Source organism: Streptomyces sp. NBC_00876 (genome assembly GCF_045207435.1).
In the GTDB taxonomy this organism is placed as follows: domain Bacteria; phylum Actinomycetota; class Actinomycetes; order Streptomycetales; family Streptomycetaceae; genus Streptomyces.
The window spans coordinates 8,449,304-8,472,441 of the sequence record NZ_CP108800.1; the positions used below are offsets into that span (position 1 = coordinate 8,449,304).

20 protein-coding genes and 1 pseudogene are annotated in these 23,138 nt (G+C 68.5%); 7 read left to right on the forward strand and 14 right to left on the reverse strand.

Annotated elements, in window-relative coordinates; genetic code table 11:
• Nucleotides 1-32 precede the first annotated feature (32 nt).
• Nucleotides 33-392, reverse strand: coding sequence for a hypothetical protein (locus OG782_RS36855; protein ID WP_406458688.1), 360 nt, complete (start codon nt 390-392; stop codon nt 33-35).
• A 691-nt stretch (nt 393-1,083) separates the two neighbouring features.
• On the opposite strand from OG782_RS36855, the gene OG782_RS36860 reads away from it, so the two are divergent.
• Together OG782_RS36860 and OG782_RS36865 are read left to right on the forward strand one after the other, a co-directional pair.
• A complete protein-coding gene (locus OG782_RS36860; RefSeq protein ID WP_406458690.1) occupies nt 1,084-2,637 on the forward strand; it encodes an alpha/beta hydrolase in 1,554 nt (517 codons plus the stop codon).
• Between the two features lie 262 nt (nt 2,638-2,899).
• Nucleotides 2,900-3,067, forward strand: coding sequence for a hypothetical protein (locus tag OG782_RS36865; protein ID WP_406458692.1), 168 nt, complete (start codon nt 2,900-2,902; stop codon nt 3,065-3,067).
• 110 nt (nt 3,068-3,177) lie between these two features.
• Here OG782_RS36865 and OG782_RS36870 read toward each other — a convergent pair whose 3' ends face one another.
• Entirely contained in the window at nt 3,178-3,348 is a 171-nt protein-coding gene (locus OG782_RS36870) for a hypothetical protein (RefSeq protein WP_406458694.1), read from the reverse strand.
• Nucleotides 3,349-3,430: 82 nt separating this feature from the next.
• On the opposite strand from OG782_RS36870, the gene OG782_RS36875 reads away from it, so the two are divergent.
• Complete coding sequence (locus OG782_RS36875; protein ID WP_406458696.1) at nt 3,431-5,551, forward strand: phosphocholine-specific phospholipase C; 2,121 nt, start codon at nt 3,431-3,433, stop codon at nt 5,549-5,551.
• Between the two features lie 781 nt (nt 5,552-6,332).
• On the opposite strand, the gene OG782_RS36880 is transcribed toward OG782_RS36875, so the two are convergent.
• From OG782_RS36880 to OG782_RS36895, 4 genes are all read right to left on the reverse strand, one after another.
• The gene (locus OG782_RS36880) at nt 6,333-6,830 is read right to left on the reverse strand and encodes an Ig-like domain-containing protein (RefSeq protein WP_406458698.1); all 498 of its coding nucleotides are present in this window, start codon (nt 6,828-6,830) and stop codon (nt 6,333-6,335) included.
• 336 nt (nt 6,831-7,166) lie between these two features.
• A complete protein-coding gene (locus OG782_RS36885) occupies nt 7,167-8,171 on the reverse strand; it encodes an IPT/TIG domain-containing protein (protein WP_406458700.1) in 1,005 nt (334 codons plus the stop codon).
• A 158-nt stretch (nt 8,172-8,329) separates the two neighbouring features.
• Nucleotides 8,330-9,073, reverse strand: coding sequence for an IPT/TIG domain-containing protein (locus OG782_RS36890; RefSeq protein WP_406458702.1), 744 nt, complete (start codon nt 9,071-9,073; stop codon nt 8,330-8,332).
• A gap of 543 nt (nt 9,074-9,616) precedes the next feature.
• The gene (locus OG782_RS36895) at nt 9,617-10,066 is read right to left on the reverse strand and encodes a transposase (RefSeq protein ID WP_406459461.1); all 450 of its coding nucleotides are present in this window, start codon (nt 10,064-10,066) and stop codon (nt 9,617-9,619) included.
• Between OG782_RS36895 and OG782_RS36900 the strand changes: the two are divergent.
• A pseudogene (locus OG782_RS36900) lies at nt 9,968-10,427 on the forward strand (IS30 family transposase); the annotation flags it as partial. The gene OG782_RS36895 and the pseudogene OG782_RS36900 overlap by 99 nt on opposite strands.
• Before the next feature lie 162 nt (nt 10,428-10,589).
• Here OG782_RS36900 and OG782_RS36905 read toward each other — a convergent pair.
• The 7 genes from OG782_RS36905 to OG782_RS36935 form a co-directional block, all read right to left on the reverse strand.
• On the reverse strand, nt 10,590-11,963 hold the full coding sequence (locus OG782_RS36905) for a tryptophanase (RefSeq protein WP_406458704.1): 1,374 nt from the start codon (nt 11,961-11,963) through the stop codon (nt 10,590-10,592).
• On the reverse strand, nt 11,936-13,213 hold the full coding sequence (locus OG782_RS36910) for a tryptophan dimethylallyltransferase family protein (RefSeq protein ID WP_406458706.1): 1,278 nt from the start codon (nt 13,211-13,213) through the stop codon (nt 11,936-11,938). The genes OG782_RS36905 and OG782_RS36910 overlap by 28 nt, the downstream gene beginning before the upstream one ends.
• Nucleotides 13,214-13,565: 352 nt before the next feature.
• Complete coding sequence (locus OG782_RS36915; protein WP_406458708.1) at nt 13,566-14,912, reverse strand: cytochrome P450; 1,347 nt, start codon at nt 14,910-14,912, stop codon at nt 13,566-13,568.
• Complete coding sequence (locus tag OG782_RS36920; RefSeq protein WP_406458710.1) at nt 14,909-15,514, reverse strand: GTP-binding protein; 606 nt, start codon at nt 15,512-15,514, stop codon at nt 14,909-14,911. The genes OG782_RS36915 and OG782_RS36920 overlap by 4 nt, the downstream gene beginning before the upstream one ends.
• Complete coding sequence (locus OG782_RS36925) at nt 15,489-15,890, reverse strand: DUF742 domain-containing protein (RefSeq protein WP_406458712.1); 402 nt, start codon at nt 15,888-15,890, stop codon at nt 15,489-15,491. Before OG782_RS36925 ends, OG782_RS36920 begins: the two co-directional genes overlap by 26 nt.
• Nucleotides 15,887-16,285, reverse strand: coding sequence for a roadblock/LC7 domain-containing protein (locus OG782_RS36930; RefSeq protein ID WP_406458714.1), 399 nt, complete (start codon nt 16,283-16,285; stop codon nt 15,887-15,889). The genes OG782_RS36925 and OG782_RS36930 overlap by 4 nt, the downstream gene beginning before the upstream one ends.
• On the reverse strand, nt 16,282-17,481 hold the full coding sequence (locus OG782_RS36935; RefSeq protein ID WP_406458716.1) for an ATP-binding protein: 1,200 nt from the start codon (nt 17,479-17,481) through the stop codon (nt 16,282-16,284). Before OG782_RS36935 ends, OG782_RS36930 begins: the two co-directional genes overlap by 4 nt.
• 943 nt (nt 17,482-18,424) lie before the next feature.
• Here OG782_RS36935 and OG782_RS36940 point away from each other — a divergent pair.
• Nucleotides 18,425-18,709, forward strand: a complete 285-nt coding sequence (locus tag OG782_RS36940; protein WP_406458718.1) for a hypothetical protein — start codon at nt 18,425-18,427, stop codon at nt 18,707-18,709.
• Between the two features lie 46 nt (nt 18,710-18,755).
• On the opposite strand, the gene OG782_RS36945 is transcribed toward OG782_RS36940, so the two are convergent.
• Nucleotides 18,756-21,299: an ATP-binding protein gene (locus tag OG782_RS36945; protein ID WP_406458720.1), complete on the reverse strand. Its 2,544-nt coding sequence runs from the start codon at nt 21,297-21,299 to the stop codon at nt 18,756-18,758.
• Nucleotides 21,300-21,452: 153 nt separating this feature from the next.
• Here OG782_RS36945 and OG782_RS36950 point away from each other — a divergent pair, with 153 nt between their 5' ends.
• Together OG782_RS36950 and OG782_RS36955 are read left to right on the forward strand one after the other, a co-directional pair.
• Entirely contained in the window at nt 21,453-22,388 is a 936-nt protein-coding gene (locus OG782_RS36950) for a hypothetical protein (RefSeq protein WP_406458722.1), read from the forward strand.
• A 103-nt stretch (nt 22,389-22,491) separates the two neighbouring features.
• The gene (locus OG782_RS36955) at nt 22,492-22,803 is read left to right on the forward strand and encodes a hypothetical protein (RefSeq protein WP_406459487.1); all 312 of its coding nucleotides are present in this window, start codon (nt 22,492-22,494) and stop codon (nt 22,801-22,803) included.
• The last annotated feature ends 335 nt before the right edge of the window (nt 22,804-23,138 follow it).

Below are 23,138 nucleotides of genomic sequence, written 5' to 3' on the forward strand. Positions count from 1 at the left end.
CACACCCCGCCATCGAATCCCCAGAGATTCGATCATGCCTTGCCCGCCCGTCCCCCCGCCGGTCGACTGCCGGACATCCAGGGGCACATCCCGACGCACCACGAAGCGCCGAGAACCCGGAAGGCACCCTTCTCAGGGCGAAATGCGGTCGGGCCAACCGCAATGTCACCGGCCGGATCCTGACTCACCCCGACACCCTGCCGGAGAGCGAGCGCCTGAAGCTCAAATCCGTCCTTGCCGGCTGCCCCGAACTCGATGCCCTCACGGGGCACGTCCGCACGTTCGGGAAGATGCTCACCCAGCTCCAGGGTGACCAGCTCCCGCAATGCATCAAGGCGGTCCGCGCTGACGACCTGCCCAGCCTCCACGCCTTCGTCAACGGCCTCGAACACGGTCTCGCAGCTGTCACCGCCGGACTAACGCTGCCGTGGAGCTCCAACAAAAGCCGTGCCGTTGGATGCCGCTCAGTAATCCGTGTGCACGGCGCCGACGTCAACAACCGTCTGGGGAGCGGGCGCGTGCGGCTGTGGTGGTGTGGGCCCGGTGCGGCCGGTGGTCGGCGTCGTCCTGGCGGCCGTGGACACTGTCGCCGTGGTGTACATGATGCGGGGCGTACCTGGACTCCCGGCCGAACGCCGTCGCTGTGCTTGACGCATCGAGGCCGCACCCGCGGCCGTTCCACACCGGCCGAAGGGCCGGCCGCCTTCTGGAGCAGGAGTCCGGCGTCGACGTCGACACGGTGGAGCAGTCCCGCCGGGCATTCGAAGCAGCCGCCCGGCCGGCCGCCAGGGATCCAGGACCGCATGCGTGAGCGCGCCCTCGCCTGCGGCCCCGGCCGAGGACGACGCCGGCGCCGGTGACGGACGCGCTGCCGCATACCTGGCAGCCCGGCTTCCAGCACACGCCGGGCCGGACCGGGGGAGGAGTCGCGTGAGCACGGGGCGGTCCGAAGTTCTGGGCACTCTCGTGAGCCGTGTTGTCGGAATCGGCTTGTACCCTGCACCCATTCGACGATCGGACGATCACGGGTTCGGGCATGCGGGCACGGGGCGGGCGTCCAGGGGCGGGAGCGCGGGGATTTCGATGAAGGACGCACATCCGATAGAAAGCCGCAGACCGGGCCTCTCGGTCGGTGCGCGCATCATCGCCGGGGTTGTCCTCGCCGCGATCGGGGCCGTCGGCGCCTGGCTCCAGCACGACGCTCCCGGCCGGAGTGCGGAGCCGCGTACGGAGTTCACCGCGAACAACCCGCCCGCCGGTCTGCCCACCGCGCTCACCACCGGCCAGCACCTCCACTGGTCCCGCTGCACCTCGCCGCCCACCGCGCGCACGGGCTACGACTGCGCCGCCATGAAGGCCCCCCTCGACTACCGGAAACCGGACGGCAGGACGATCGCTGTCGCCCTGATCCGCCGCAAGGCCACCGGCCCGAACGCCCGGCGCATCGGCTCGCTCCTCCTCAACTTCGGCGGCCCCGGCGTGTCCGGCGTGAGCGGACTGCCCGAATACCTCAGCCAGTACAAGCCGCTCCTCGACCGCTACGACCTGGTCTCCTTCGACCCGCGCGGCGTTGGCGCGACCATCCCCGTGCGCTGCGGGAAGACCGCGGCCGACACCGGCTACGACGGGTCCGAGGCCTGCGCCAAGCATTCCGGGGCGCTCCTCCCGTACGTCGGCACCTCGCACACCGCGCGCGACCTCGACCTGATGCGCTACCTCCTCGGCGACAAACGGCTGCACTACTTCGGCGTCTCGTACGGAACTGCGCTCGGCGCGGTCTACGCGCATCAGTACCCGTCGCACGTCGGACGGATCGTCCTCGAAGCGTCCGTCGATCCGACCGAGGACCTCAACGAGGATCAGGTGTCGCAGGTCAAGGCGGTCCAGGCGGCGTTCGACCGGTTCGCCGCGCACTGCGCGGCCCGTATCCGCCACTGCCCGACCGGCGACGGGCCCGAGGAGGCCGAGCAACGCATGGCGCGCCTGGCCGACCGCCTGGAGAAGAAGCCCGCCCCGGCCGGCGGCGGAAGGAAGCTCGACGCCGACGACCTCGCGTACGCCGTCAGCGACCATCTCGACCTCGGCACAGACGGCTGGCCGCCGCTCGCCAAGGCCCTCACCGCGCTGATCGACCACAACGACGGCCGTCCGCTGAGCAAGGGCGCGGACGACATCGGATCCGCCGACCGCGCGGCGACCCCGCACGACAGCAACGTCGCCGCCCGGACCGCGATCACCTGCGCGGACTCCAGCCTGCGCCCAGGCTTCGAACGCCTCGACAGGGACGAGGCCCGCGTCAGAGCCGCCTCACCCGTCTTCGGCGCGGCCTGGTCCACCGGCGTCTACCTCTGTTACGACTGGCCGTTCGACGGCGAGCGCGCCACGCCCCAGGTGAACGCCGACGGCGCGGCCCCCGTCCTGGTGGTCGGCGGCACCGGCGATCCGATCACCCCGTACTCCGGCGCCCGCCACATGGCCCGCGCCCTGGGCGACGGTGTCGGCGTGCTCCTGACGGCCGAGGAGGAGGGCCACGGCACATACCCGCAGAACCGCTGCGTGACGGAGAAGGTCGACCAATACCTCCGCACGGGCCGTACCCCGGCCCCGGGGACGGTGTGCCGGGGCAGCATGTCCTGAGGCCCGTACGGATCCGCCCGGCAGCCGTCAGCACAACGGTTCCATCGCAGGGGCCTCGGGCGTGGACCACCACACCGCTCGTCCGTCCAGCGCTGGCTGCAGCCACGGACGAGCACTGCGACCGGCGTTTTCGATACACGGCCTGACAGGGCCGAAGACTGAAGCTGCTATGCGGATGCTCACTGCTCTTCTTGAGGCGGCTTTGGTGGCCGTCTGACTGACGGCTGCCGGAAAGCGGCACCGCGTGGTCAGAGTCCGCGCCGTGGGGGAATCCGCTGGTCAGCTGAGCCGGGGCGCGATGACGGCTTCGGTGTGCAAGAGCTCGTCGAAGGTGCCGGCGGCGGCGAAGCGTGAGGGCCTGTCGGAGGTCGCGCTCGAACGCATCCTTGTTGTTGATGAGCTGGGCCGGGCTGCAACGCAATTGCTGTAGGAGAACTGCCGACACGGCCGATCGCCTCACGCAGAGTCTGGTCTCCTACCAGCATGCCAGCAGCGAGAAGGGCGCCGGACAGGCCCCGATGCCGCCGATCTGCGGGGGCGTTACAGGCCGAGCAGGCGTACTTTCTGCTGCTGGAACTCGGTAGGGATCAGGAGTTCCTGGTCTCGCAGGCTGGCCGGCTCGTCGGCGAGCGATGCGGGCGGGGCGGGGCGGGTCCGCTGGGGTGCGTGCGAGGTGGTTGGACTTTCCCGTACGACCTGTTGGAGGTTCACCGCGAAGCCGTACGAAGTCCTTCCCCGCGCCACCCGGCTTGATTAGCTTCCCGGCAGTACGACAGATCTCGGGAGGCTCAACTTGACCACGGACATTTCACGGCGACGGCTCTTCGCGCTCGGCGGGGGTGCGCTCGGCGCTGCGGCGGCGGGGTCGCTGCTGCCGCCTTCGCTGCAGGCCGCGATAGCCGCGCAGCCGGCACATTCGGCGGGGTCCGGAGGCCGTGACGGGCTCGGAGCCATCAAGCACGTGGTGATCCTGATGCAGGAGAACCGTTCCTTCGACCACTACTTCGGGACGCTCCGGGGCGTACGCGGCTTCGGTGACCGTAACGCCGTCGAGCTGCCCTCGGGCAAGCCGGTCTTCGAGCAGCCCGCACCGCTGGGCACCTCCGTGCTGCCGTTCCCGGTGCGCGGCGCCGCCGAGACGCAGAAGAGGGACCTCCAGTACATCGGTGCGCTCGACCACTCCTGGAGCGGGGGCGGCAAGGCGTGGGCCGGCGGGTGGATGAACGGCTGGGTATCCGTGAAGACGGCCGCGACCATGGCGTACTACGACCGCCGTGACATCCCGCTGCACTACGAGCTGGCCGACACCTTCACGGTCTGCGACGCCTACCACTCCTCCATCCACTCCTCGACCAGCCCCAACCGCAACCACCTGTGGAGCGGGAAGACGGGCAACGAGCCGAACGGCAAGCGGGCCGTCGGCAACGACGCGTACGACGAGGGCACCCACCCCGGATACGACTGGGGCACCTACGCGGAGCGGCTGGAGAAGGCCGGGCGCAGCTGGCGCACGTACACCGAGTGGGAGAACTTCACCGACAACCAGATCGAGTTCTTCGCCACCTTCAAGGCCATCGCCCGCAAGGCGCTGGCGAGGACCGGCGGGCACACGTACATGGAGTCGTTCTACTCCGCCGTGCGGGACGCGCCCGCAGCCGAGCGGGAGCGGCTGTTCGGCCTGCTGGAGGAGGGCGTAGCCACCCTGGACAAGGCCGAACGCCGCCTCTTCGAGCGGGCGTTGCGCCGGTTGGAGACCGGAACGCTGGCCGACGAGTTCGCCAAGGACGTGGCGGCGGGCACGCTGCCGGAGGTCTCCTATCTGGTGCCCTCCGCCGTCGACTCGGAGCACCCGAGCGTCTCCTCGCCGATCCACAGCGCGACGATCGTCTACAAGGTCCTGGACGCGCTGGGCAAGCACCCCGACGTGTGGCGGCACACCGCCGTCATCATCAACTACGACGAGAACGACGGCTTCTTCGACCACGTGCCGCCGCCGGTAGCCCCGCCCGAGGTGGCCGAGGAGCAGTGGGAGGGCAAGCCCACCGGTCTCGGTATGCGGGTGCCGATGCTCGTCGTCTCGCCATGGACCATCGGCGGCTACGTCTGCTCCGAGGTCTTCGACCACACCTCCGTGATCCGCTTCCTGGAGCGCTGGACAGGGGTGGAGGAACCGAACATCGGCGACTGGCGGCGCACCGTCACCGGCGACCTGACCTCCGCCTTCGACTTCTCGCGAGGACGTCGCCGACCCGAGGCGGAGCAGCCGGGCGCCATTCCGCCGTTCAGCGGCCGCTGGTCACCGAGGCCGCCCCTCGTGCAGCACATGCCCGTTCAGGAGCCGGGCACGCGTCCGGCCCGCGCACTGCCGTACCAGCCGGACGCGCAGGCGAAGGTGGTGGACGGCGCGGTGCGGGTGGCCCTCAGCAACACGGGGCGCTCGTCGGCGCACTTCGCGCTGTATCCGTACGCGGGCGAGTTCCCCATACCGCAGCACCGGGACGTGAAGGGCACGACGCAGTGGACGGTGCCCGTCACCGGCGAGGCGTACCGGTTCACGGTGACAGGGCCGAACGGCTTCCGCCGCGAGTTCGCCGGGTCCGCGAAGGACGGTGCCCCGGCCGAGGTTGCGTCGCGGGTCGACGCCGGTGAGCGCGATCTGCATCTCACGCTGCGCAACACGGGGCGGACGACGCTCACCTTCACCGTGCGGCCGCGGGGATACGTCGACGAGGCGGACCTGCGTAACTGGACCAGGACCGTCAAGGTCAAGCCGGGGGGCAGCCGCACCGTGGTGCACTCGGCGGCCGCCGCGCACGGCTGGTACGACCTGGACGTCACCGTCGACGGGGACGACGCCTTCCGGCGCCGGCTGATGGGGCACATCGAGAACGGCCGGGCGAGCGTCTCGGGCTGACCCGCGTCCGGGCGGTGGGCCGCCCCTCGCCACCGGCGGCCCACCCTTCCAGCGTCAGGCCGGCGAGTCGGTCGAGGGACGGCATCACGGTACCCTCGCCCCCGCGAGGTCGCGCGCCCTGGCTGACCACGCGGGCGCGGTGACCCGGTGGAACGTGGCGGTGCCGGGCGGTGAGTAAGCGGCACTCGAAACGCTCGAGCGGACTCGATGCGACTCTCTGCGGTGACGTCCGGGGAAGGGGGTACCTGGCTGTCCTTCGTCCTGCTCGACCTCAGCTCAGCAGGAGCATCGCTTGTGAGGCGATTAAGGGAACAGCGGGCCGACGGTCCACGTGCCCCTCTGAAGAGTCTGCACGCCCGTCGCTGCCCGCGGCGTGCGCGGGGGGACTCGTCCCGCCGGTCAGCGCCAAGGCCATGCCGGCGCGGACCGTATTGCTCCTGATCCGATAGCCGAACATCAGGTCACCCCCCTTCTCTCGATGAGCCATGAAACGCCTTGCTCCGCCGCCATTGCAGGGGACCTGATGACCTGCGAGATCGGCAGACGGGCACGGGTTGACCCGATGGAGCGCACGAGCAGCTGCCTTATGGCCAACCGGTTCTCAGAAACAGTCGTTTGTGACAGCCAGCGCGCTGCCAGCTCGGTGCGGATACAGGGGAGGATCTTCAAGAGCTGTGCTCTTGGCCGACCACTCCTGCCACGGGTGCTCTCTTGACGGACGGACGAGTGGTACCACGGTCCATGGCACCACTCGCGCGCGTTCAGCGCCCGGCGGGCCGGCTCACTTGTCGATGCGTGTCACATTGTGGCTGTTGACGTTGACCTCGTTGTGGATGTCCCCGACGTGGAAGTCGATCAGCCCGCACAGCAGGCAGCCCGGGTTATTGGCCGGGGGAGACGGGGCTTGGGACACGGTGACGGTGGTGGTTGCGCTCGAAGCGCTGCAACTGTCGTCGCCGTTGTAGGCGGCGGTGATGGTGTGTGCTCCGGTGGTCGTGAAGCCGGTGGTCAGTGAGGAGTGTCCGTCGGCGGAGACGGGTGCGGTCGCCAGGAGGTCCGAGCCGTCGAAGAACGACACGCCGAGGCCGCCGCTCGGGTCCGAGTTGCAGGTCACCCTCGCATCGAGGGTCACCAGCTGCCCGGTCGCCGCCGGGGAGGGGATGGCCTGGACCGTGGTCGACGACTGATCGGCGGCTGCCGCCGACGGAGCGAAGGACAGCAGTGTGGCCGCCGCTACGGCGACCACGAGTCCGGCTTTGCGTCCAAGACACGCTTTCACTGAGGGGCCTCCTCGGTCTGGTCGTCAGGCGGGGGTCCGCCTGACCGTTCGGAGCGTGACCTTAGGCCGCATTTGATGGCATGTGCGGTAGGCGCGGGTCCCGATGGACCCACCTGAGTCATCGGCCCGCTCGAATGGGCTGGCGATGGCAGGTGGCGCCGATGCCGACTGGCTATGGGCTGTTCCGTGGTCCCCGGCGGATCAGCGCGCGGCGTCAGATGCGGTGCATCGCAAGGCGGAGGGACGTCCGCATACTGGATGTATTCGGGCGTTCCGACAACGCGGCGAGGTGCCGTAGCTGTCGTCGCGCGCCCGCCGGGGATTACGGGACAGCCCTTAGATCCCGGGAGGCGCGACGTGCTGGTAGGCGAGCGAGTTGCTGGTGCCACCCGAGGTTGTGACGCTCACCAGCACCGAACCCGCCGGACCCGCCGGGGCGATCGCGATCGCAGTCGTGTCCGACACCACGGTGAAGGCCGCCGGTGCGGTGCCGAAGCGGACCGCGAATGCCGTCGTCAGGCCGGTGCCTGTCAAGGTCACGGCGGCGCCCGCGTCCCTCGGCCCCTGTGCGGGCGAGAGCGCGGTGAGCGCAGGCGCCGCCAGATACGTGTAGATGACGGAATTGCTGGTGCCGCCGGGACCGGTGACGGTGCACGCGGCGGAGCCGGCACCGGGCGGGGTGACCGCGGTGATCTGGGTCGCGGAGTTGACGGTGTAGGAGGTCGCGGGGGTGCTGCCGAAGGTGACGGCGGTGGTCCCGGTCAGGCCGGTGCCGGTGAGGACCACGCTGGTTCCGCCGGTCGCCGGTCCCTCGGCCGGCGAGACGGAAAGCAGCGAGGGTGCGTTGATGTAGTAGAAGAACACCGGCCCCGAGGTGCCGCCGACAGTGGTCGCGGTGACCGCCACCGCGCCGGTACCGGCCGGTGTGACGGCAGTGATCTGGGTCGCGGAGTTGACGGTGTAGGAGGTCGCGGGGGTGCTGCCGAAGGTGACGGCGGTGGTCCCGGTCAGGCCGGTGCCGGTGAGGACCACGCCGGTCCCGCCGGACGTCGGTCCCTGGTTCGGTGCGATCGCGCTGAGAGCCGGGGTGGGTGCGTAGGTGTAGGCGGTCGTGTTGCTGAGCCCGGCGGGAGTGCGCACGGTGACGTTCACCGTGCCGGTTCCGGGCGGGACGGTCGCCGTGATCGTCGACGGGGTGCTGACCGTGTACGACAGGGCGGCGGCGGATCCGAACGTGACGGCGATGGCGCCGGTGAACTGGCTTCCGTTGAGGGTCACGGGATTGGTGCCCGCCGCCGGACCCGTGTTGGGTACGACCGAGGTGAGGACGGGAGGGGCCACGGCGACTCCAAGGAGTGTGGTCGGCCCGGCTGGGCCGTGAGCTGGGGGCTCGGAAGCGGTGCGGGCGGGCGTACGCGTACCCGCACCGCTTCCGCTGGGCATGGGCCGGTGGACCGGAGCGCACCGGCGCCATGGGCGGCTGCGTGTCCGAGACGCCGTCAGATACCGGGGCCGGACACGTAGGTAAAGCCGCCGCTGACGGTGGCGCTACCGCCCTCGGTGGTCACGACGACATCGACGGAACCTGTGGTGCCGGACGGTGTGACGGCCACCAGCGTGGCGCTGTTCAGCACTCCGAAGGACGCGGTGATGCCGCCGAAGGTGACGGCTGTGGCGGACGCCAGGCCGGTGCCGTTGAGGGTCACCGCGGTGCCGCCGGACGTCGACCCCGAGGCGGGTGTGAGCGAGACCAGTGTCGGCGCGTCGACGTAAGCGTAGGTGAGCGGAGCGGTCGTTCCCCCGGTGGTGGTGACGGTGACGTCGACGGAACCGCTGGAGGTGCCGGCCGGAACGACCGCCGACAGCCGGCTGTCCGAGACGACCGTCGGGGTCGCGCTGTTGGAGCCGAAGGACATGGTGGTGGCCGTGGAGAGGCCGTAGCCGTTGATCGTGACCGTGTTGCCGCCTGCGGTGGGGCCGGAGACCGGGTCGATGGACACCGCGATCGGCGGGCTGATGTAGAAGAAGGGGAGGGAGTTGCTCGTCCCTCCCGCGGTCGTCACGTTGACATCGACGACGCCGCAGCCCGCGGGGTCGATGACGGTGATCGAGGTCGGGGTGTTCGCGGTGATCGTGGCTGTCCGGGACCCGAAGTGGACGGCGGTGGCACCGGACAGGTTCACGCCTGTGATGGTGACGGTTGTTCCGCCACTGGTGGAGCCTTGGTTGGGACTGATGGGCATGAGGGGTTCCTCTCACTCGGAAGTCCTCTCCGAGCAGCGACTGGGTGTTCCGATCCACGGACGTTCCGAACCAGCCCTGGCCGACACGTTCGGTCGCTGGCAGGTGGGGATGCGGGGTGGCCTGGCCTGGCGGGATGAGTTCGGTCCCGGGAGGGAGGATTGTCCGCGAGGACTCGCTGGACCATCGCCCATGTGATGCAGACACCTGAATTGACCCATCAGAGTGATTCCTATACCAAGGGAATTGACGCAGCATCAACCGTTTGGCGGAGCGCGCTGGGAGTGCAGCGGCGCGCTCCGGTGGTGCGCAGCCACCTGCCGGGCCATGAACGGGAGCCTTGGCAACAGAGACATGGTGATCGCCACGACTCGCAACCCTGGTGATGATGGCGCCTTGGCTCTCGACTACCGGCCTGACCCCTCAGATCCCCGCATCGTCGGCAGTGACTTCTGGACAGACCCTCCTCTGTGCGAGTGGCGGGTCGTCGCACCTACCTTTTCGGGCTTCGTCCCGAGCTCGGGCCTGTAGCTTCCGCAGTCATGTCACTGACGCGTCCAGATAGGGATGGACGCGACGTGGAGTGCGGCCTGGCAGGCGATGGCGAGTTTGTGCGTCCGCAGGGGCAGGCCGCGCCACTGCCTGAGTCGGGCGATGCACCGCTCGACGGCATTGCGCTCCTTGCATGTCTCGGCGTCGAAGCTGGGCGGGCGGCCTGCGGCAAGGCCTTGCCGCAGGTGGTGACCGATCTGGTCTGCCGGCTGCGGGTGAGCCCGAATGCCTCGGCGACGAAGGTGTCCACGGATCGCGCGGGACGAATAGGCGCGATCCGCCAGGACAGTTGTCGGGCGGGTTCTCGGCCTTCCGGGTCCGCTGCGCGGGATCCGAATCCCGGCCCCGGCCACTGGGAAGGCGACCTGAGTATCGGCAGGAACGGCCAGTCCGGCATCGGCACACTCGTCGAGCGGTCCACCCGCTACCTGATGCTCGTCCACCTGCCGACCGGCCGCAGCAGCCTGGCCACCCGCGACGCACTCGCCGCGACTGTCCAAGACCCACCCGCGTAACCTCTGGCGGTCCCTGACCTGGGACCGGGGATCGGAGGTGGCTGCCCACCGGGCGTCCACCGTCGCCACCGACATCCCGGTCCACTTCTGTATCCCGGCCGGCCCCTGGCAAAGCGGCCCGAACGAGAACACCAACGGCCTGCTGCGGCAGCACTTCCCGAAGGGCACCGACCTGGCGGCCCACACTGCCGAGGACCTGGCGGCCGTCGCCGCCCATCTCAACCGCCGCCCACGCAAAACGCCCGGCTGGGAAACCCCAGCCGAGCGTCTCGCCAAGCCCCTGGCCACAGCCAGTTGCTCACCCGTGTTGCAACGACCCCTGGAATTCGCCCACCAGGGTGGGGCCTTCCCGTGGCCGCCGCACTGTCACTGGACCAGTACAACCGAAGGATCTGCACTGCTTCAGGATTCTGATGGCTGGGCTCGCGTCGTAACGAACGAAGCGCGCTGATCAGCCGCCGGACTTCACGGGCTCCAGTTTGATGCTGAAGTGCCGGAGGATCGGGGACTGGCCCGTAACCCGGTAGCCACGGACCGATTCAGGATTCTTCGCGATATCTGCCAGGGTGGCGGCAACGTGGTCGTAGTGGCTGCGGGTGTAGACCCGTCGGGGGAGAGCCAGCCGTACAAGTTCGTAGGGCGCCGTCTTGACAGGGTTGCCGTGCTCGTCCTCTTCACCGAGGTACAGCGACCCCAGCTCCGCCGAGCGGATGCCTCCGCGCAGGTAGAGCTCGCAGACGAGTGCGGTGCCGGGGTACTGGTGCGGGGGGATGTGGGGCAGGAGGCGCCCGGCGTTGACGTAGAGGGCGTGCAGACCGGCCGGTTCCACGATGTCGACGCCGGCCTCGCGGATGCGTGCGGCGAGATAGGCGGCTATGTCGGCGCGCTCGGTGAGGTAGGCCGGCTCTGTCACTTCGAGGAGTCCGCGGGCCATCATGTCGAGGTCACGTCCGGACAGACCGCCGTAGGTGGTGAATCCTTCGGTGGCGATGAGCAGACCCCCGCACCGCTCGGCGAGTTCGGCGTCCTTCAGGCCGATGAAGCCGCCAATGTGGACGATCCCGTCCTTCTTCGCGCTCATGACGCAGCCGTCGGCGAGACGGAAGGCTTCCTCGGCGACCTGGCGCGGGGTGCGGTCGGCGTAGGCGGGTTCGCGCTGGGTCACCAGCCAGGCGTTCTCCGCGAACCGGGCCGCGTCGAGGATCATCGGCACATTGTGACGGCGGCACAGTTCGGCGGTGCGGTGCAGGTTGTCCATGCTGACCGGCTGGCCCCCGCCACCGTTGTTGGTGATGGTCATCAGCACGGCCCCCACGGGCGTCTGGTCCGCGTTCTCCAGGGCCTGTTCGAGGGCGATCAGGTCGATGTTGCCCTTGAACGGAAAGTCGCTGTCGAGGTCCTTCGCCTCGGCGCAGGGCAGGTCGTACGCCGTGCAGCCAGTCAGTTCGACGTTGGCGCGGGTGGTGTCGAAGTGGGTGTTGGACAGCACACTCGTGCCAGGCCGCAGCAGCGAGGCGAAGAGGATGCGCTCGGCCGCGCGGCCTTGGTGGGCCGGCAGGATGTGGGGGTAGCCGGTGAGTTCGGAGACGACCTCGTGCCACCGGTAGAAGGAGCGGCTGCCGGCGTAGGACTCGTCGCCCTGCATTCCTGCGGCGAGCTGGTCCGCGGAGATGGCACCGGTCCCGGAGTCGCTCAAAAGGTCGATGGTGACTTCGTCGGCCCGCAGGTCGAAGGGGTTGTAGGCGACCCGCTTCAGCGCGGCCTCGCGCTCCTCCCGGGTGGTGAAAGCAAGAGGTTCTACGACCTTGATGCGGTAGGGCTCCACGTGACTTCCTTCTGTGCGGTGTGAGGTGTGCGGTGTGCGGTGTGCGGGCTGACGTGGCCGACGGCCTGGTGCCCGAGGTCCAGGACGCTCTGGGGGTGTTGCGCAGGCATCCAGGTGCCCCGCGGGTACTGCTCCTGCGGCGGCCGGACGCGGTAGGCCTCGGAACTCAGGTAGGCGGTGAGCCGGGGCGGCCGGTTGCGCTCGTACACCAGGGCCAGGTAGGCGATCAGCCCCACGCCGTCGGCGAGGGTTCGCTGTGTGAGCGCTCCCAGACCTCGGTTCAGGACGGTGGGGTCCATGCCGGCCCGGGTCAGCAGGGCTGTGGCGCGGGCGAGGGCCTCTTCGTCATCGCGCACGTAGTCGCGAACGGGAATGTGGAGCGTGAAGCCGCTCGGGTTGCTGTCGCCTTCGGTGAAGGAGTGGCAGGTGAGCGCCGGCCGCCGCACCAGTCGCAGGGGGTCGATTCCGCCGCGCTCGGACGGCGCGAGGGAGCCCGCGGCCGCGTGGAAGAAGTAGCGGATGTCGGCCGCTGTTGCTCCGGAGGTACGGCTGAGCGCGCAGGAGTCATCGGCTGACATGCGCGGGTGTCTCACGTAGACCTTGACGCGAGGGGAGCTCCAGGCGCCCAGGTCCAGAGCGAGGAACGGATAGCCGGCCGCCGGGGGCAGTTGCTCGAAGGCCTGGCCGTAGCCGAGCCGCCGCAGTGCCTCGTGCACGGTGCGGGCCGCGCTTTCCGGGCCGGAGGCGGAGGGGTTCAGGTAGACCTTGACCCCTGGGACCCCTCCGGCGCGCAGATCGAGCGCGTACCACAGGGCCAGGGGGCCCTGGGCTGCAGCGGGGAAGAACAGGTCGGCCAGGGCGTCGAGTCGGTCGGTGGCGAAACCCCAGCGGGCGCCCATCGCGCGGATGACCGCAAGCCCGGCGCGGCCGCTGGTGACCATGTCGCTGTGGGCCCACCCGGGATCCACGAGCACTCGCAGGGCCGGGGTGGCGTCCGGAGCGCTGGCGAGGGAGAACTCGACGGGGGTGTGGTCATCGGAGAGGAAGGTGGGCGAGGCCGGCGGCAGGGACAGCGGCCGGTGGGCGGCGCCTGCGAGGGAGGCGATCAGGACCTGTCCGTACAGCTCGGTGTCCGCCTCGCTCAGGCCCACCGTGGCTCCCAGGAGCCGCAGTTGACCGAGTACGTGGTCGCCGAGCGTCCTCTCGCCGGGGCTGGTTGCCGGTATGCCGGGGCCCCGGCGGGAGGTCATCGTGTGCCTCGCACGTCGTGGCGCGAGACGTGTCCGGACGGTGCGGGAGTACGGGGACGTGCTCCGCCGACAAGGGTGGAGACGAGGGCCAATCCACTGCAGGGAGCAGCGGGTATTCGGTGCTGCGGCTGGTCGGGGTCGCCGCCCCCGCCTGGGTTCCGTCTGCTGGGGGTGGTGCGCCGTGGGCCCGGTCGGGCGCTTGCGGATGGGGGCGCGGAGATGCTTGCGAGGTCCACTGCCTCTCCTTCATCTTGTGTCACTCCAGATACTCCGCGCCGTCCTACCCAGGAAGTTGATCTTTCATGCAGGCTGCATCAACTGCCTGTGTCACATGCATCACAGGGGGTTTGGGCTACTGGCCCGTCAGCCACTTCATGAAGGTGCTCCAGCGCGCCGCTTTGCCGGTGGGCGGCAGCACCGCGGGCGCGGGTGCGGCCGCGACGGGGGGTGCCTGGTAGCGGGGCACGGCCGTCGGCTCCGGAGCGGCCGCGGCGCGCGGGGTGACTGCGCTGAACCGGACGGGCAGGGAGGCCAGGGCCCGGTTGAAGGGGCCGGGCCGCCAGGCGAGGCTGTCCGCGGGGACGGCGAGTTCAACGTCGGGCAGGGCGTTGAACAGCGTCTCCAGGCCCGTCAGGGCGATCAGCCTGGCCGGCTCCTTCGACGGGCAGGCGTGCGGGCCCGCGCTCCAGGCGAGGTGACCGCGGGTGTCGGCACCGCGGTCCGCGAGCGCCGTGTTGGCGGCGCCGAAGGACACCAGCACCAGGTCACCGGCGCGTACCTTGTCGCCGGCCACGTCCGTGTCGACCACCGGGTAATGGGGCGCATAGTTGGACATCGGCGCATTGCGCCACAGAGTGTCGTCCACAGCCTTGTCGAACTGCCCCAGGCGCGCGAACTCCTCGTTGGTCAGCATCGTGTAGAAAGCGTTGCCGATCAGGTTGCCCTCCGGCTCGCCGCCCGCACCGAGGAGCAACACCAGCGTGTGTGCCAGTTCCTCGTCGTTCAGCTGCACCGGATGCTGCATCAGGTAGGACGTGACGTCCTCCCCGGGCTGGGTGCGCTTGAGCGCCACCAGCTCGCTGACCGCTCCGAGCAGGACCTGGCTGGCCGCCTCGGCGTTGACTCCGTCGAACATGCCGGAGATGCCGAACAGCACCCGGTCACCGATCTCTGCCGGGCAGCCGAACAGCTCGTTGAACACGTACAGCGGGAGCTGCTGGGCGTAGTCGCGGAGCAGGTCGGCGCTGCCGCGGGCGCTGAACTGGTTGATCAGGAACTGGGCTGCCTGGCTGACGATCCGGCTCAGCCGCTTGTTGCTGACGCGGGCGAAGGAGTCGGTGATGGCCTGCCGCAGCCGCACATGCTCGGCGCCGTCGGTGAACATCGCGTTCGGCCGGTAGGCCAGCAGCGGCAGGACCGGGCTGTCGGGGCGGATGCAGCCCTCAGCCAGTGCACGCCAGCGGCGTGAGTCCTTGCGGAAGGTCGTCGAATCCTGCAGCAGTTCCAGAGCCGCGTTGTAATCGGTCACCAGCGTCGCCTCCACGCCGGGGGCGATGGTGACCGGAGCGGTGGGGCCGAGCTCGCGCATGTAGCGGTAGTACGCGTGCGGATTGGCAGCGAACTCCGCGCTGTCCAGGGGTATGCGCTGCCCGCTGCCGTGTGCGGGGCAGCCGGGCGGAGGTACAGAGGGGGTTGTCATGTGTGCTCCAGGTCGGCGCGCTCGTGCAGATAGCGGACCAAGGTGATCAGGGCGTCGACGGACGACTTCTCGTCACGTGCGTCGATGGTGACGACGGGGGTGTCGGGCAGAAGGTCGAGTGCCTCCCGGACTTCCTCCGGGGTGTGGACCGTACTGCCGTCGAAGTGATTGATGGCCACGGCGAAATCGAGGCCGTAGCTCTCGACCAGATCCATGACGTCGAAGGAGTCGGCCAGGCGCTCGGGGTCCACCAGGACCAGGGCGCCCAGCGCTCCGCGGGCCGTGTCGTCCCACAGACTCACGAAGCGCTGCTGTCCGGGGGAGCCGAACAGATACAGAACGATGCGCTCGCTCAGCGTCAGCCGGCCGAAGTCCAGGGCGACGGTGGTGGTGGCCTTTCCCTGAACCCCTTTGAGGTCGTCGACGCGCTCCGAGAGCGTCGTCATCCGCTCCTCGGTGGACAACGGCGTGATCTCGGAAAGTGAGCCGATCAGGGTGGTCTTGCCGACGGCGAAATGCCCGACGACCAGGATTTTCACTGCAGTCTGCTGTGCGCCGCTGGGCACGTAGGCATCCTCAGACAGGGAGAGCCTTGAGGCCATCGAGCACCTCCTTAAGCAAGGCCTTGGTGGTGGGACGGGCCGAGGGCACCGGCGCCCGGGTCACGAGATAGCCCCCCTCGGCGAGGGAACTGAGCAGCACCTTGACCACCCCGAGCGGCAGCTGGGAGTGCGCGGCGATCTCAGCGACCGAGAGGTAGCCACTGGAGCACATCTCCAGGATCTGCTGCTCCTCGGGCGAGAGCCGCTGGGGGCGCTGCTGCTCGTCGGTGGCCGTCGTAACGAGAGTGATGAGGGCGAACTCGCCCTCATCGGGCAGGTCACGGCCACGGGTGATGACGTAGGGCCGGACCAATTCTCCGGCCTCGGACACGAACTCGGGCTCGGGCTCGGGCTCGGCACGGCCGGGTTCCGTCATGAGGGGACCGTGTCGCCGCGAAGGCCGGTCGACATCGCCTTGCCCAGCCGGCTGACCAGTTGCTGCATCCGGTACGTGATGTCCTGCATGTCGACCTCGGCCGACGCCGCCACGGCAAGGTAGCTGCCGCCGCCCGCAGCGTTCAGGAACACCCAGCCCCCGTCGAACTCGATGAGGGTCTGGCGCCAGTTCGCTCCGTGCTCACCGCAGAAGAAGCTGACGGCCCGGCTGAGCGACTGCAGGCCGGAGACGGCGGCGGCCACCTTGTCGGCATCGCCCCTGTCGATCTCCGCAGTACGGGACATCTGGAGGCCGTCGGCAGAAATCAGGACCGCGTGGAGAGCATGCGGAATCTGCAGCGCGTCCTCAAGCATCCAGGACAGGTCGTCGCTCACGGGGCATCGAATCCTTCGTGTGAATCGGCAGTCGTATTACCATCGGCGGCCGGTACCCCCGCACTTCGGCCGCTGAGAGTGCCGCGCTGAAACGCGCCCATGGCCGCCACCCGTGCCTCTGCTGACCGGGCCGGCGGCGCTTCATCAGACCTGCGGCCGCCGTCCGGCACGAGCGCCATGCCGCGCTTGTTCCGTCGCCGGGGCAGCCCGCCCTCCGTCGCCGCAGGAGCCGAACCGCGACTCGCGGCAGCGGCATTGACTTCTTGCGTGGTAGTGGGCGTCTTGGGCTCGGGCATCTCGGTCAACAACTCCTTCGGCACCATCACCACCGCGCGGACGCCGCCGTAGGGAGAGGTGCTGTCGATGGCGACCGTGAACCCGAACCGCGTACACAGGGCACCGATCACCGCGAAACCGAACGCGGGAGGGTTGCCTAGCTCCGAAACGCTCACCGCGGACTCGCTGGACAGCAGAGCGGTGGCGTTCGTCCGTTCTTCCTCGCTCATGCCGACACCGGCGTCGTCGATCACGATGCAGATGCCCCGGGGCACCGTCCGCACCTCGACCTCGACCATGGTGGACGGCTCGGAATAGCTGGTCGCGTTGTCGAGCAGCTCGGCCACCGTCAGCGCGATCGGTTCGACGGCACGGCTGGTCACCGCGAAATCGACCCGTGAGGCGATCTCGATGCGCTGGTAGTGCCGGATACGGCCCTGCGCTCCGCGGATCACGTCATAGACCGATACAGCCTCCCGCTGCCGGCCAAGCCACCCGCCGCACAGCACAGCAATGGACTGCGCACGCCGGTTGAATTGCGAGTTCATGTGGTCGATGTCCAGCATGTCCCGCAACACGGCCGAGTCGCCGTACTTCTTCTGCAGCCCGGAGATGGCCCGCTGCTGCTCCGCGGCGAGGCCTTGAAGGGTCCGCATGGCCGACTTCAGGACGGTGTTTGTGGCCTCCTCCGCCTCTTCCTTGGCCTGGCGGACCACCTCGTCGTAGCCGCTGCGCAGCTCGGCGACGGTGGACTCGAGGCCGGCGGCCCTGCCCCGCGATGCGGCCAGCTCACCCTGAAGGCCCTGCTTTTGACGACGTAGCGCCTTGATCGTTTTTCGCTGGCGAGTGATTACCGTGGCGGCGACAGCGACGCCGACGGCGAGCGCCCAGACTGTCGGATCCTGCCAAAAATTCGTCATGTGACTCTCTATTGAGCGGCTGGAGTCCAGCTCTCGAAATCTGTCCAAGCGGACCCTCGGCTGTGGGCAGACGGCACCGCCCGGAGAGCCCCCTGGCTGTAGCCATGCCGATGCGAAATCTCATGTGGCATGTGCACGCGAGCGTATCATCGGATGATCATGAGGCTCTTTCAAGTCAGCCACGTCGTTGCCCCGTTGGCGAGAAACGCATGTTCATGTCAGTGGAGAAGGTGTGTCTGCGAGGTGGAGGCTTACGGTGGCGGAGTGCGCACCATGCCGCTCAGTCGTGTGGCACCTGGGTTCTTGCAGCTCTGCGGCGCATCTCGCCGTGTAGCGGGCTGACGCAGCGATACAGGGCAGGGCGAGTGCCCTCCGGCCAACAAGCGTTTTCAGGGCGCAAGATGGCCGATTCGAGAGCGGGCTACGGACAGCGACGCGAGCTGAGAATCAGGACATGTGACCGCAGCCTCACGGTCGGGGCTTCCTTGCCGCGGGCCGCCTGTCCAGAACGCGGCGACGCGAACGACCGAAGCGGCCCAGTCCATACTCAAGGTGCGCCCGTACGGGAAAGACCTGCGGGAAGCGCCCCATGAAGACCGCGTCGCCCCGTGATCGCTGACCCGCCCGACTGCGATCTGCGCGGATGCCCCGCCTTACGGGCTCGTGCATGGTGAGCGGTGAGACGCCGAGCACTGGATCGTCGATCACGGCTGTGTGGTGGGGAACGTGACGCGCGCAGCGATCATCAGCGACCGGCGGATCGCGGGAGGACGGCGTCCTGGCGGTGATCATGGCGCAGGAGTCGCGGGCGAACGCCACGGCGGCGCGCGGGTCGTTCGCGAAGATGGCTGTAGGCGAGGAACGCCAGACTGTTGCCGCGGCTTCTCGATGACGTAGTGCCGTGACCGGAAACGATCACCGGGTGTCCTGTAATGATCGGTGTATGGGCGAGCGTGAGTGGCAGGCGTTGACCAAGTCCGAGGAAGCGTTCATGGTCAATTCGTATGAGATCGACATCCTGGCCGGTGTCTGGGGAGATCTCGACGATGCCGATCAGTCCCGGCCCGTGAAGGAGCTGGCAGAAATCTTGCTCGCCCTCATCGATCGTGGATGGATCGACAAGCTGCGCGCGATGCGAAACAAGCTCGACCACCAGCAGCACCAGCGAACCCAGGACCAGCAAACGGTCGAGGACATCGCCCGAGCGGGCGGCATGCCCGACAGCTGACCGAGCGCCCTGGAGGCGCTGGCTCCAGTCAACAATCACTGCATGGTCATTGCCCGTCGGTGAGCTGCTCCTGGGTCTCGAGCACCTGATCCAGTGCGTGTCGTAGGCCGACGTGCTGACCCTCTTGATACGCGCGTGCGTACTCAGTCTCGCCAAGTGTGTGGCGGGCCTGTTCCACACCGCGTTCGCGGTGGCCCGCCATGTGAGCAAATCCGAAATGGCGGGGAACGCCGGATGGCTGCCACACACGGTCTGCAGCCCCCAGCACGAAGGCCGCTGAGCGGGCGTCGCCGCGGGAGGCGAGCAGCCAGGCCAGGGTCTCGCTGAGAGTGGCTTCCCCCATCCGTTCGTCGATCTCCCGTGTGTGCCGGAGCGCACGCTGAAGCAGGTACAGGGCCTCTCGCGTTTCCCCCGCTTCTCCGCGCGTAATCGCCAGGATCCACAGCAGATAGCAGCGGTGCCACGTGTCTCCGCGCGTCTCGGACATGGCGAGGGCCTGCTCAATCAGTGAGACGGCGTGAGCGCGGTCTTTCTGGATGACGGCGCAGAGGCCGAGTTGTGCGATGCACTGAGGCTGCGTCAACAGCATCGTGGACCATTGCCCCATCGCCAGTGAGGACCGGGAGTATTCTGCGGCGCTTTCAGTGTCCTGAATGACCAGGGCCGCCAGTCCGCGCAGCTGCGCGAACGCGGCGACGAGCTCAGACCTTGTCCCCTCGTGCGTTGCGACATCGGCGATGCCGGGTGCGTCAGGTGCGTCGGCGATCGGCTGTTCGCCCAGGCCGATCATCTGCTTCGCGGCCTCGTGATCCCCATGGATAAGCAACAGAAATCCGGCCACCCATACGGCCCGGCACCAGGTGAAGGTGGTCTCCGGTGTGGGCGGGAGTGGGTGCCGTTCGATCATCGTTCGCGTCCAGTGAGCCCCCTCTCCCACATTTCCCGACGTCAGGCAGTGCAGCCAGAGACAGAGGGCCGCGCGCAGCACGGTTTCCGCAGGCTCTCCGGCCGGCGAGGGCGCAGCGATGATCTGCCGCAGATTTGCATGCTCGGGGCGCAGACGCCGTAGCCAGTCGGCCTGGTCGGATGAGCCGTAGGCCGCGCCTGCTTGCGCGGCGAGGCCGAGGTACCACGCACGGTGGCGGCGCAGCGAATGCTGAGCACGGCCGCTTTCCCTGAGACGCTCCTGTCCATAGGCGCGGACGGTCTCCAGCATATGGAAACGGGTATGGCCGCCCAGTTCCGTCCTTGTGAGGAGCGACTTGTCCACCAACCCGGCCAAAGTCTCAAAGGCGTCGACGGCAGCGTCTTCGTCAGGATCCTGCGGTCCGTCCGCGGAGGTGCGCCCGCAGAGGTTCTCTGCGTCGGCGAGCTGGACTCCGCCCGAGCACAATGAGAGCTGCTGCCACGCGAATCGTTCGTCGTCGGTGCACAGTTCGTAGCTCCAGTCGAACAGTGCGCGTAATGCCTGGTGACGCGGATGGGCCATGCGGTCTCGCCCGCCCGGACCGAGGAGACGGAACCGGTGATCAAGCCGTTCCAGGAGTTCGTCGAGGCTCAAAGTGCGCAGCCGCCGCGCCGCAATCTCCAGCGCGAGCGGCAGTCCGTCCAGCTTCCGGCACACACGCGTCACGGTGCGCTGATTCGCTCGACTTATCTGGAAGCCCGGAGAAGCGGCCCTGGCACGGTCGGCGAAGAGGGCCACAGCGGATGAGGCTGTAGGAGCCCCATCCGTAGTACTCGCATCGTTCGCTTGTTCGTCGTCCCACTCGGGCAGGTCCAGGGGTTCCACCTGCAAGACATGCTCTTCACCAATATCCAACGGCTGCCGGCTTGTGGTGAGAACGCGGAGCTCCGGCAGGAGCGGGAGCAGAGCACGAACGGTTCGGGCACTCGCGTCGAGGAGGTGCTCACAATTGTCGAGCAGGAGGAGAACGCGACGGCCGCGCAGTGCGTCGGCGAGTTCAGCCAGCGGCTCCAGGTCCGCGTGTGTCTGCACGCCGACGGCTGCCGCCACCGCGGCCGCGACGGCATCATCACCCTTGCGGTCGGCCAGCTCCACCACGTACGTACCGTCTGCGAACCGATCAGCTAAGTGGAGCAGGAGACGCCGGGCGAGCCGGGTCTTCCCCACGCCACCGACTCCGGTAAGCGTGACGACTCGGCATTGCTCGATCAGATCACGGCCCGCAATGAGCTCACGCTCACGGCCCACGAAACTCGTGCCGTCCTCCCGGCCGACGTCATGCGGAGCGATCGCAGCCGGCCCTCGCACCACTTCCGGCCCGTCCAAGGCGAGCCGTACGTCCTCCCAGCGCCCCTCCCAGGGGCCAGGGTCCTCACCACAGGCACGTACGTAGCCCAGGACCACCTGGCAGGTGGGGAGCCGATGCCCAGCGGCAGCCTGAGAAAGCGTGCTGGAGGCGAAATGAGCCAGGTCGGCCATCTCCGCGTAGGTCAGGCCCGCCCTCTCGCGAAGTTCGCGCAGCCCCAGCGCGAAGCGCTCCAGCGGGCCGTCCTGTGGATCGAGCGGCTGCTCTCGACGTCCCGCCCTGCCTTCCACCGTGGATTTGCCCTTCGGCCGGCCCATTAATGATTGATTGATTATGGCTGCCCGCGCAGCGTGGAGAACAACTCGACCGCCCCCGATCCTCTTGGTCTACCGCTCAACTGACGGTGGACCAGAAGGTTGCCTCGGCACCTTCACCTGCTGACAGCGCATGGTCACCAAGCGCTTGGGGGAATGATGGAAGAATCAAACGTAGGCGAGCAGGCTACTGGGATCCTCGCCAGGCTCATCCGCTCCAGTGCGCTGCCTAGCGCGGCCGGTCGTGAACTACGGCGTCTCGTTACCGAGCGGCTGCGCGCCAGCGACTTCGGTGCCCAGGCGCTCGCGAGGCTTGAGGAGCGGCCGGAAGACGCGAACCGTGCGGCCACGGTGGGGGCCGTGCTCAGCGAGGAGGCCGAAAAGGATTCCGGATTCGCAGAGCAGCTGAGAACGGCCGTCCAGCAGGTGAACGTCAACGAGGGGCCGGTCGCCGGGAGCATCAGTGGGCAGCAGTCCACCTCCGTGTCCGGCGCGGGGGCAATCGGCGTGAGCACCGGATCGATCGGCGGCAGCCAGAAGATCACGGGAACCAAGAACAAGTCCGTGGCTATCGGCGTGGCTGCCGTCGCCGTGGTCTCCGTGTCCATCGGAGGCGCGGTCTATTATCAGAACCAGTTCGGAGGGGAGAGCAGCAGTTCCGAATCGGGTTCGGCCAGTGACGGCAGCAACCTCTCCTCGAAGAGCGTGGCCTCCATCGGCGCAGAGCGCGGGAAGGCTGGCGTACAGGAGGTCTGGGATGCGATGGGCGACGGGCTGCAGAGGCACGACTACAAGCGGATGTGCGCCCTCTACACACCAGAGGCCCGGACTGAGCTGGAACGTTCGGCCGGTGACTGCGAGGAGTACATGGAGACTGCCGCGCAGAGTATGGACACGACCTTCTTCTCAGTCGACGGAGACAAGATCCTGGTGAGGAAGATCGAGGTCAAGGGCAGGGCCGCCGCACTCACCGTTGCTCGCTCCAACAAACTGGACGATCCTGGTGTCTTCTTTTTGGAACGGTTCGCGGACCGCTGGCGCATCTCGGCGAAGGACCTCAGCGACTACTTCCCGGCGGCTGATGCCACGTAGGGCACTCGCGGCATGGACATCATCGGTACGGGCAGGGCGGAGCGGAGCGCGCATCGGCCGGTGAGCTTGGCCTGGCATCGCGAGTTCAGGCACCCGGTTCGGGGTGGCGCACGACGCGCTTGAGCTCGCGCTCCACCTTGTATCGGCTTTGCCCGGTCGCTTCGGCGTGGGCGGGGATCGCTGGTTGCACGCGGGCCGCGGTCTCTACCTTCAGACGTTGTTCCAGCTGCTCAGCCCAGGCTGCGCGTTCCAGTTCGATGAGTTCGTCTGTCAGTTCGATTGCCGCGGCCGGATGGTACGACCGCCCACAGACAATCAGCTGGAGCCGCGCGGCTCGGGTCAGCCGAGTGCGTCGATCGCCTTCACGATGAGGGCGCGCGCGTCGGCTCCGTACACGGCCATGCTGCGCAGCTGATCGCCAAGTACAGCTGGCTGGGCCTGTCGTTGGTGTCCATTCTCAGGGGCGCCGGAGGGACGTGGACAGAGGTGCAGGACGCACAACGTGCCTACGTCCACAGCCCTGACCTGTTGACCGGCCGTGAGGAGCGGAACCTGGAGCTTCTGCGGAATCTCGGGAGCCCCCGTGTGTGCGAGACGGCTGGCGTCCACAGCGGGGTCCTTTTCACGCGTGTCGCGGGTGGAACCCCGCTGGGTGACGTGCTCGCCGCCCGCCCGTGGGAGACGAGTGCTCTCCTCGATGGGGTTCTCCTCGCGCTCAGAGGTCTGCACGGCCCGGTGGGTGCGGAGTGC

What these genes read in the sequence shown, in the direction of transcription:
- OG782_RS36860 (WP_406458690.1), top strand. Translation starts at nt 1,084, where the DNA reads ATGAAGGACGCACATCCGATAGAAAGCCGCAGACCGGGCCTCTCGGTC.
- OG782_RS36890 (WP_406458702.1), bottom strand. Translation starts at nt 9,073, where the DNA reads ATGCCCATCAGTCCCAACCAAGGCTCCACCAGTGGCGGAACAACCGTC.
- OG782_RS36910 (WP_406458706.1), bottom strand. Translation starts at nt 13,213, where the DNA reads ATGACCTCCCGCCGGGGCCCCGGCATACCGGCAACCAGCCCCGGCGAG.
- OG782_RS36915 (WP_406458708.1), bottom strand. Translation starts at nt 14,912, where the DNA reads ATGACAACCCCCTCTGTACCTCCGCCCGGCTGCCCCGCACACGGCAGC.
- OG782_RS36920 (WP_406458710.1), bottom strand. Translation starts at nt 15,514, where the DNA reads ATGGCCTCAAGGCTCTCCCTGTCTGAGGATGCCTACGTGCCCAGCGGC.
- OG782_RS36925 (WP_406458712.1), bottom strand. Translation starts at nt 15,890, where the DNA reads ATGACGGAACCCGGCCGTGCCGAGCCCGAGCCCGAGCCCGAGTTCGTG.
- OG782_RS36935 (WP_406458716.1), bottom strand. Translation starts at nt 17,481, where the DNA reads ATGACGAATTTTTGGCAGGATCCGACAGTCTGGGCGCTCGCCGTCGGC.
- OG782_RS36940 (WP_406458718.1), top strand. Translation starts at nt 18,425, where the DNA reads ATGGGCGAGCGTGAGTGGCAGGCGTTGACCAAGTCCGAGGAAGCGTTC.
- OG782_RS36945 (WP_406458720.1), bottom strand. Translation starts at nt 21,299, where the DNA reads ATGGGCCGGCCGAAGGGCAAATCCACGGTGGAAGGCAGGGCGGGACGT.
- OG782_RS36950 (WP_406458722.1), top strand. Translation starts at nt 21,453, where the DNA reads ATGATGGAAGAATCAAACGTAGGCGAGCAGGCTACTGGGATCCTCGCC.